Consider the following 10,718-nt stretch of genomic DNA (forward strand, 5'->3'; position numbering starts at 1 on the left):
CGCCCGCGCCGGCGCCGGCGGGCCCCCCCGCTGCTTTGTTTGAAGGGCCGGTATGCATGGAGGCCATAGGTCGATGAAAAAAGCAAAATAGTCCAACGTGGGGACATCTGCTAAAATAGGGGGCAGAAGAAACTTAAAATTGGGCAGAGTGCTCAATATAGAGGAAAGGGTGAAGAGACCGATGCGGATGCAGGGAGAGGAATTCAACATCCAGGCCAACGGTGTGGAAATCCACGGGGTCAGGATGGGGCAGGGGGAGCCGCTCCTCCTCCTCCACGGGCACCCGGAGACCTGTCTGATGTGGCACAAGGTGGCGCCCCAGCTGGCGGAGCGCTTCACAGTGGTGGCCACCGACCTGCGGGGCTACGGGGACAGCGGAAAGCCGGAGGGGCTGCCTGACCACAGCAACTACTCCAAGCGGACTATGGCGGAGGACCAAATCGAGGTGATGCGGGCCCTGGGCTTTGAACGCTTCCACGTCATGGGGCATGATCGGGGGGCCCGGGTGGCCTACCGCATGGCGCTGGACCATCCGGAGGCGGTAAATAAACTGGTGCTGCTGGATATCGTGTCCACCTATGACATGTACAGCCTCTCCACCCGGGAGTTTGCCAAGGCGCTGTTCCAGTGGTATTTCTTTACCCAGGAGGCCCCGCTGCCGGAGGACATGATCCTGTCCAGCCGGAAGCAGTTTTTCCGCTATTCCCTGCACATTGCCCGGTATCACTCGGAGAACGACACCTCAGCCGAGGCATTTCCCCAGGACGTCTACGACGAGTATCTGAGGCACTACAACGTGGAAACCATCCACGCCATCTGTGAGGAGTACCGGGCGGGGGAGACGGTGGATCTGGCGCTGGACGAGGAGGATTTGCGGGCCGGGCGGAAGATCCGGGCCGAGACCCTGGTGTTGTGGGGGGCAAACGGACTGGTGGAGCGGTTCTTCCGCCCCCTGGAGTGCTGGGCCAAATTTGGAGACCACATTCAGGGACACAACCTGCCCTGCGGCCATTTTATCCCTGAGGAGGCCCCTCTCCCCATGCTGGAGGCGGTGGAAAACTTCCTTTGACAACAGACGCAAGAAAAAGACAGCGCCCCGCCGTGGAGAGAGTCCGCGGCGGGGCGCTGTCTGGTTAAAAGAAAACATGAAAATGTCACATGAATACATGAGAAAGTCGTATTGGAAGTTAAAATTGTTTAATATTACAATTTGAGTTAACTTCAAAAGAAAAAAGTGGTCAAAAGAAACAAATTTTCTTTTGGGAAAATTTTGCACAAAATTTTCAGACCTGCTGAGGCCTGAACGTGCAGTGGAAGGGAGCGGATGAGAGAGGCACAGTTGAAGCAGAGGAAAACGGTGAAAGGAGAAATGTAAAAAATGAAGCGATTGTCAAAGCGGATCATTTCTTCCGTGCTGACCGGCACCATGCTGTTGTCGCTGCTGGGTGGTAGCGCGCTGGCGGTGGAGCCGGAGGGGGGCCCGGAAGAGGAAGTAAGATCTGGGCAGCCGGTCATGAGCGACGTGGTGAGCATCCAGGCTTACACTGAGGAGACGGAGACCGGAAATGAACTGAAGCAGATCGAGATCGTCTATGAAGAGGGGACAGATCTCAGCGGACTGAATGGGGAGAGCTACCTGTTGGAAGGGCGCGGTCCCCAGGACGAGGAATTTACAGAGATCCAGATCCAGGAAGTGACAGTCGACGAGGAGAGCGCTCTCCTCGTGGTTGGTGGCTTCACCACCAACCACGATATCTCTGAGGGCACAGAGGAAGGGATGGACCTCCGCCTGCGCCATACTTGGGAGGAAGAGGATTCCGCACTGTCAATGAGCGGGGGGGAACCCTGGCTGGAGATGAAAAAGGAGCAGCCGACCTCTGAGGACGAGCAGCCTGAGGACGAAGAAGAGCCATCTGGACCGCCTCAAGACGGGGAAGAACTTATCCAAGACGGAGAGAAGCTGACTCAAGAGGGCAGTCAGCCGCCGGTAAGCAATGGTCTGGAGCCGCTGGCACAGCCTGAAGAGATGGAGATTGTCAGTGTGCAGGCGTTGACCATGCCAGGGCATTTTGGGCAGAAGCTGAAGGCTGTTATAGTGGAGTATCCCTGGACTGTGGATTCAAAGAATCTGAATGAAGATGCCTTTGTGGTCCGCGTAGTCAGTAACAATCTGACAGAAGAAACAGCTGATGCCAAAATTGCACGGGTTTATACCAATAATGAACCGGAATTGCTGACTTCCGGCAGCGTTGAGGGCGAGTACGTCGTCATTGAGCTCGATGATTTTGATAAGGTCGGCTTAGTAGCTGATTTGTACTACTATGAGGATACAAACGGAGACACAGAAAGCATCTCCGTCCGTAAGGACCTGATGAACTGCTACGATGTGCGCTTGGTTCAGCAGGAGGACATCCTGGCAGCTGAGGAAGAGGCTGTAGTCCCTGGTGATGCTGACAACGAGATCAAAATCGAGCAGGATAAGATTGATCATGAGGTATTAGACGAATTCAAATATGTTCATTTGGATGATGCTGAGGCAAATGCGTATTTGAAGGAATTCACTTTCAAGAACAATCATTTCAAGTACTCGATTAGTAGTAACACTGACAAGAATGACCATCAAAACCTCATGGAAGATGATCTCCTTGGAGATTTGAAGGAGGCCACACTAGCTGGTTTGGGTGTAAATATTTGGTACCAGCTCCCAGACAACTATGATGAGAACAAAGAGTACCCTCTGGTTCTGTTTGCCCATGGTACTGGCGAATGTCTTACTACAGTTGAGACTGAGGAAGGTGAAAAACTGACCAATGCTGGAGTCCATTTCAACATCAGCATGATGGACGGTGTGTGGGCAACCACGGAGGACATGGGATATGACGACGTGATCCTGGTTGCACCTCAGTATTACACCGGGAACTCGCCCCGGGAAGATGGTTATGAGCGTGACGATGCGTTCCGCGTTGCGTTGTGCTACGCACTAAGTGAATTTGCAGTGGACAGAGACCGCGTCTATGTATCCGGAACATCCCAAGGGGCTGGGCGCACCACCGCTCTGCTTCGAGACTGTGCCGATTATATTACAGCCGTAGTGATCCAAAACGGTGGATACAGCTCCAAGCTCTCCAAAGAGGAAAATGCCGTGGAGATGCATGAGGAGATTTTCCAGTTTGCAGCGGATAATAATGTAGCTCTCTGGTTCTTCCAGGGTGTCAATGATTTTATTTCTCCGCCCCTGACTGCGGAAGTGATGTATGAGGCATTTGTAAACGATTATAAAGCAGCAGGGAAAGATACTGAGTGGCTGGAAGATAATGTCCGTTTTACCTATCTGAATGATAAGCTCTATACGGATATGAACGAGAGCAGCTTCCACTCCACTATGAAGCCTACCTATCTGTGGTATGCCTACTATAATGATGAGGCGTACAACGAGAATTACAGTGACGAGGACAGCAGCTTGGGTAAGTACTTTGATACCAAGTATGGCGACAATGATCCGGGCGGCTATGACGGAATGGTGGACTGGCTCCTGTCAAAAAATAAGTCGGAACTGAATGAAGGAACAAGCTCTTCCGTCAGCGAGCCCACCCCCATTGAAGACACTGAGAAAGCGGACGCCAGCATCGGCTCCTATCAGCGGATCAATGGATACTTTACCTACCAGATCAGCGTAAACGACAGCGCCCGCGGGGCGGACAGCCGGGAGATCGAGGTCTACATCCCTGAGGGAGCCCGTCAGCGGGAGTACTGGATCAGCATGGCGCTTCCCTCCGGCGTGGACAGCACGGAATTCCTGGAGAAGTCCGGCTGGTTTGACATCGCGGACGAGACGCTGGCCTGCCTGCTGATCATGAAGCCCGAGAACGGGACCTGGGGCAGTGCGGAAGACGAGCTGGCCTATGTGGACGCGGCTATGGGCACCCTGGTCAGCAGCGGGACCTATTACTCCGCCTTCACCTACCACTATCTGGTGGGCTACGGAGACGGCGCCCCCGCCCTGCAGCTGTGGGCCGCCCAGAACCCCCTGAAGATGATCAGCCAGGTCTATGTGGATGCTCAGGCGGATGCGGCTTATGATGCTCTGCTGAAAGCGGCCGGTGAGACCCAGGTGGGAAAGACGCCCCAGCCCAACCATATGGATTTCGAGGGGTACACCGACAAGGATGGCAATCAAATTACCCAGAAACGGACCTTTGAGGCCCAGCACTACAACGATATCCCCATCCCCACCTGGTTCGTAGGCAATACCAGCGAATCCCTGATCGCCTATTGGAAGGATGTCAATGACTGCCTGCCGACCGCAGACCCCGACAGCAATTACGGCCAGGTCTACTGGCAGGACAAGGCAAACTCTGATGCCATCGCCACCTCCTTCAGCGATGTAAAGACCCAGGTGGCGGTGCAGAATGAGTCTGTCTCCGACATGGCCGACCCCGCGCTGACGGAGAACATCAACTCCTTCCTGACCTACTACAGCGGCTATGACAACAACTCGGTGTACGGCCACTTCATCACCCAGCGCCTGCCCTACACCAACCAGGACACCGACAGGGTGCTCTACCGGGACCACATGTGGGAGGGCACCAACCGGACCTACATCATCTATATCCCCAACAGCGTGAAGTCCAGCGGTTCTCCCGCGCCCCTGGTGGTGACCACCCACGGCGCCGGTCAGACCGCCATGGTATTCCTGGAGGCCACCGACATCAAGGAGGCCGCCGACGAGTACGGATTTATCGCGGTCACCTACGACCTGACCGGCAACGCCGACTATATGCTGGACCTGCTGGAGCTGGTCAAGGACGACTGTAAAAAGGCGGGCGTGACGGTGGATGAGGACCGGATCTATGGCTACGGTCAGTCCGCCGGCGGCGGAGCCACCGCCAACACTCTGGCCCAGGACCCCAGAACTGTGGAGCTGTTTGCCGCATTCGGCATTACCTCCGGCGTTCGGACTACGGCCCAGAAGAACGGCTCACAGCTGGTGGTGCCCTTCTACGCCATTTACGGCGAGTACGACTACTGGCCCATGAAGCTGGGCGCATTGGAGGCCGGGGAGTGGACCGGTTCTCAGGGAGCCAAACAGTGCACCTGGACGACCGACACCCAGACCTATTGGGCACAGAGGCTGCTGGGCAAGACCCTGGACGAGCTGGTAGCTACGCCCAAAGTGGAGAGCGGCATCACAGAGGAACAGATCGGCTCCCAGCAGGCCCCCATCAGCCTGATCGTCAATCCAACTGAGGCGGCAAACCGCTATAAAAACTACATCTGGTCCAGGGACTTCGGCGGCGGCGAGGTGCCCATCTTTGTATGGAGCCAGTGCTACGGCCGGGGCCACAACCTGGTCCCCAGTGACCTGAACGAGCTGTGGGAAAACTGGTTCAGCAAGTGGGAGAGAGGCGCAGATGACCAGACCCTCCTGTACTATAAGGATGGTGTTGGTCATGGAACACCCGTTAAGGTGGATCAGACCAGTACAGGTGCAGCCTCTGACTTTGACAGCATCACCAACCTGGAGAAAGACTGGTCCCAGGCGGCTCAGCTGCCCCTGACCGGCTGGTACACCAAGAACATCGACGTGGACGGCGATGGCGACATTGCCAATGACGCCCGCACCGTAAAGGTGTACATCGCCCCTGAGGCCTCCATCCGCTCCTACTTCACTGTGGTGGCTGTGCCGGACGATGTAGATACCTACGAATTCCTGCGGGACAATGGCTGGTTCGAACTGGCTAACGCGAAGGGCGAGGGCCTGTTCGTGCTGGAGCCCGGCGCGGGGGGCTGGGGCTCTGCCCAGGATGAGAGCGCCTATGTGGAGGCCGCTATCGCCTTCCTGAAGAGCGGCAACAACATCCATAAGCAGAACGTGTTCTCCACCTTCGGTGAGTTCTACCTGGCAGGCTACGGCAAGGGCGCCGCGGCGCTGGAGCTGTGGGCGGCCGCCAACCCCATCTTTGTCATCAGCCAGGCCTATGTGGATGGGACCAGTGCCGGTGCGGATGCTCTCACCGCCGTGGCCAGCACTCCTTATGACGGAAAGAGCTCCAACGGCGATATTACCGATGTGCTGGATGAGACTCTGAATCAGGTGGGCATCGGCGGACAGATCGCCCCCAAGGATGTGCCCGTTCCCACCTATCTGGCGGGTTACACAGGGAGCGAGAACTATTGGCAGTCCGCCAACGACTGCGCGGCCACGGGGACCGGTGCCGGTGTGTACTGGCAGGATATTGCTTCCAAGGCCTATGCCACCGAATACGCCAACGGCCAGCTGAAGGAGGAAGGCGCGGGGCACGGCATCTCCAAGGTGGAGATCGCGGGCACAGGTGCAGACGCGCAGGCGATCTATGAGTGGCTGTCCGACTATACCCGCTATGACAACACCTTCCCCTATTCCAACGCCATTGCCCAGCGTCTGGACTACACCTCCGCCCGGGTAGCTGCCCAGCAGGATGCCAAGGACGGCCAGGTGAAATCCACTTTGTCCGACGGCACCCAGATCTGGGGCCAGGAGGATATAAAGATCGCCGGTCACGGCACCGTTCAGGCAGGCGTGATCGCGTTCAGCGACAACAGCGGCGACGGGAAATGGGACCCCCGGGAGTATATCCTGTATATCCCTGAGGGCTTTGAGGGCAAGGAACTGCCTATCCTGATGCTCTATCCCGGCAACAGCCAGACTGACTCCATCTTTATGGACTCCACCCTGTGGTGGCAGCTCGCGGAGAAAGAGGGCATTGCTCTGGCCTTTGTGTGCGAGACATACAGTTCCAGTCCCAGCAGCGTGTCCCACGCCGACTCCGACAAGTTCTATCAGTCTCTTGTCACCTTGATGGAGGAGAAGATCGACGGCAGCTATGCCGACCTGGACTTCAACCGGATCTATGGTTCCGGCCAGTCTGCCGGTTCGGCGGCAACCCAGGGCTTTGCAGTGACCAATCCTGAGTTCTTTGCGGCAGTTGGCTCTACCTCAGCGGCAGCTGCAGAAAAAGAAAATTCTGCCTTTGAGACCATTCCGACCATGCTCATTGCAGGTCAGATGGACCTGGGGGATATGCCCAAGGGCTTTGAATCCACCTCTCTGCAGAACTGGGCTAAGTATATGCTGAAGGCCAATGGGATCGATAAGGAGTTCACGGCCGAAGATGCAGACCAGCACTTCAGCGCTGACAGCCGTCATCCGGATGTGTACAGCTGGACGAAGACTATCGACGGTGTGGATGTACCGTTGGTCCAGTGGGCTCTGTGCCTGCTGCGTCCCCACAACTGCTATCCCAGTGATATGCCCGTCCTGTGGGACTTCATGGAGCACTTCAGCTTTGTGAAGGGCAGCGATGGCTCTCTCACCCGGTATTACAGCCCCTCCGCCTTTGAGAAAAATGACGCGGTGAAGATCGACTATATCCCCGGCGCAGTGACCCCGGATGACGATGACGATGATGACGACAGCAGTTCCTCCAGCTCCAGCAGATACACCGTTTCTGTCGGCGCCGGCAGCGGAAAGGGGACCGTGTCCGTCAGTCCCCAAAATGCATCCGAGGGCACCAGAGTGACCATCACCGTGACTCCCGCCTCCGGCTATGAGGTGGACGACGTCACCGTGACCGACCGGGACGGAGACGATGTACGTGTCACCAAACAGAGCGACACCCGCTATACCTTTACCATGCCTGACTCCAAGGTAGAGGTGGAGGTCAGCTTTGTGAAGACAGGGGAGACGGCACAGGAGCCTGATACCATGACCTTCTCCGATGTCAAGGCCGGAGACTGGTTCTATGATGCGGTTCTCTATGCCTATGAGAACGGACTGATGTCCGGCACTGGCGCCGCTGCCTTCAGCCCCAACCAGACCCTGACCAGAGCCATGGTGGCGCAGGTCCTGTACAGCATGGAGGGAGCTCCGGCTGGTGGAACATCCACCTTTACCGATGTGGCTGCGGGCACCTGGTATGCCAGTGCGGTCAACTGGGCCGCTGCCAACGGTGTGGTCAGCGGCTATGGAGACGGGACCTTTGGCCCCAACGACAACGTTACCCGGGAACAAGTGGCGATGATCCTGTACAGCTTTGCCAAGTCCAAGGGATACGATGTGTCCGAGAAGGCCAGCCTGTCTTCCTTTGCCGACATGTCCAGTGTCAGCACCTATGCACAGGAGGCTATGAGCTGGGCTGCCGGCGCCGGATTGATCTCCGGCATGGGCAACAACACGATCGTGCCCCAGGGCAGTGCCACACGGGCTCAGTTTGCAGTTATGCTGATGCAGTTCTGCGAGGAGATCGCAAAATAACAGAAAATAGCATACTTATTGTAATTGAAAGGCTATTAAAGTACAAAGAGGATTATTGAAATAGCAGCACGGCGGCCGGCGTCAGGCATCTCTGGATGAGATGTGTTGACTGCCGGCCGCCGTGCTTTAAAATAAAATTGTTTGCAAATGCAAAAATGCCTTGACAAATATTTTCTGCAAATATAGAATATAGACACAGGATATTCTGCATTTGCAAAAAAGGAGGGAACCAGATGGGGGAGAACCGTCATCTGCCGGAGTCGGAGCTGGACATTATGCTGGTGGTATGGGGGGCGGGGGGCCCAGTGTCCGCCCCAGCCATTCTGGAGGGGCTGGAGCGCCCGCTCACGGCCAGTGCCCTGCACAGTTATCTGAAGCGGCTGGAGGAGAAGGGCTTTCTATCCTGCAAAAAAACTGGTAAGGTAAACACCTATACAGCAATGGTGGCCCGGGAGGACTATCAACGCAGCGAGGGAGAGAGCTTTCTGAAAAAGCTCTACGGCAGTTCCATCTCCCGGTTCGCGGCGGCGCTCTACGACGGAAAGAGGGTGGAACCGGCGGAGCTGGAGGAGCTCCAGGCACTGCTGGACCGCCTGAGCGGGGGAGAGGAGACATGACGGCGCTGGTGGAGCGGGTGGTCTGGGTCTCCCTCGCCACCTCCCTGCTCCTGCTCCCGCTGCTGGGGCTGAGCGGCGCCATCCGCAGGCGCTACCGGGCAGGGAGCTGTTACCTGCTGTGGCTGGTGCTGGCCCTGCGCCTGCTGATCCCCCTGCCCGTCCCGGTCCCGGTGGGGACCGCTTTGTCCCAGGTGGTCCCTGCGCCAGCGGCGGAGGAAACACTCGTTTCCCTTCCGGGGATCTCGGGTCCCGCGTCCGTCCGGGGACCGCAGGCAGGCGGAGCGGGAGGCGCCGCCGAACTGACCGAGGCGCTCTCCTGGCTCTGGGCGGCGGGGGCGGTCCTCTTCCTCGGCGTGGAGGGCGGGGGCTACCTGCGGGCCCGAAGAAAGATCCTAGAGGGCAGCCAGGCGCGGGCGGGAGACCAGGCGGCGCTGGAGGCCCTGGGTGGGACGGTGCCGGTGCTGCGAGCCGGGGTGGACACCCCCATGACCCTGGGCCTGCTGCGCCCGGTGATCGTGCTGCCGCCGGAGGTGCCGGAGGCGGACCTGCCCCTGATCCTGCGCCATGAGCTCTGCCATATCCGGCGGAGGGACCTGTGGTACAAGGGAGTCATGCTGCTGGCAAACGCGGTCCACTGGTTCAACCCCCTGGTGTGGCGGATGGCCGGACAGGCGGGCCGGGATCTGGAATTGTACTGTGACGAGGCGGTGGTGGAGGGACAGGACAACGGCTTCCGCCGCCGCTATGGACAGGTGCTCCTGCAGGCATCGTCAGGGGGCGTGACCGCGGCCCTGACTACCCGGCTGGGGGGCACGGAGATGAAAGGAAGGATCATGAACCTGTTTTTACAAAAAAAGAAGGGGACCGCTCTGGTGGCGGCTGTGGTGTGCGCCGCACTGCTCTGCGGCGGCGCGGTGGCCTGGGGGCCCTCTTCCGCCGCCGGGGCCCAGGACCTTCCCCAGGAGGCGGCGGCGCGGCTCCAGCAGGTGACGGAGAGCGTGACCCTCAACGAAGAAGGGAGCCAGGTGCGCTTCACTCTGCCCGAGCTGGAGGAGGGAGAGGACTGGAGGGTGCAGATCTCCGGCCGCTACGTGGCGGCGGACCAGGTCTCCATGAGCGTCCACCTGGACACGCCGGGCGTCTGGGAACCGGGGCGCTCCTATGAGATCCCGATAGAGCCCAGGCTGCGGCAGGCGGAGGGAGAGGGATATTACACCCAGCTGACCCTCCACATATCTCTGGTCCGAGGGGAGGACAGTTGGGACGGGGAGGCGGACCTGCTGGCCCTGGCGTCACAGCCCCAGGGCGCCGGGAGCGGCTGGCTCTGGCCGGTGGAGGGGTATCATACCCTGTCCGCCCTGTTCGGCGGCCGGGTCCACCCTGTGACCGGACAGAGGACAGACCATACCGGCATCGACATCCCGGCTCCGGAGGGGACGCCGGTGCTGGCCGCCGCCTCCGGCACGGTGGAAGCGGCGGGCTGGGACGGGGAGGGCGGACTGGGTGACCGGGTGATCCTGGCCCACGGGGGCGGCTGGACCACCACCTACGGCCAGCTCTCCCAAATCACGGCAGTGACGGGGGAGACGGTGGAGCAGGGGGAGGTCATCGGCTATGTGGGCGCCACCGGGAGGGCCACCGGCCCCCACCTGCACCTGGAGCTGGCGGAGAACGGCGTCCCCACGGACCCGGCGGCCGCCTATCCGGGCCTGGAGCTGTCTGTGACCGGCAGGTGACAGGGGGCTCCTCATTCCCCAAAAGGCGCAAAAAACCCCCGGGGGGGGGGCGCGCCCCCCCCGCCGGGGGCG

4 protein-coding genes are annotated in these 10,718 nt (G+C 58.9%); all 4 read left to right on the forward strand.

The genetic code is table 11. The annotated features are described in order from the left end of the window. Nucleotides 1-169 precede the first annotated feature (169 nt). The 4 genes from NE584_RS18325 to NE584_RS18340 all read left to right on the forward strand — a co-directional run bounded on the left by NE584_RS18325 (nt 170) and on the right by NE584_RS18340 (nt 10,646). Nucleotides 170-1,069 (forward strand): alpha/beta fold hydrolase, encoded by a 900-nt coding sequence (locus NE584_RS18325; protein ID WP_202973706.1) that lies wholly within the window; start codon nt 170-172, stop codon nt 1,067-1,069. A 309-nt stretch (nt 1,070-1,378) separates the two neighbouring features. Beyond that, nucleotides 1,379-8,293, forward strand: coding sequence for an S-layer homology domain-containing protein (locus NE584_RS18330; protein ID WP_256183446.1), 6,915 nt, complete (start codon nt 1,379-1,381; stop codon nt 8,291-8,293). Between the two features lie 233 nt (nt 8,294-8,526). Further along, complete coding sequence (locus NE584_RS18335) at nt 8,527-8,910, forward strand: BlaI/MecI/CopY family transcriptional regulator (protein ID WP_108980254.1); 384 nt, start codon at nt 8,527-8,529, stop codon at nt 8,908-8,910. Further along, complete coding sequence (locus NE584_RS18340; RefSeq protein ID WP_256183448.1) at nt 8,907-10,646, forward strand: M23/M56 family metallopeptidase; 1,740 nt, start codon at nt 8,907-8,909, stop codon at nt 10,644-10,646. Before NE584_RS18335 ends, NE584_RS18340 begins: the two co-directional genes overlap by 4 nt. The last annotated feature ends 72 nt before the right edge of the window (nt 10,647-10,718 follow it).

Origin of the sequence: Clostridium sp. DFI.5.61, from assembly GCF_024462915.1 — a bacterium.
GTDB lineage: Bacteria > Bacillota > Clostridia > Oscillospirales > Oscillospiraceae > Lawsonibacter > Lawsonibacter asaccharolyticus.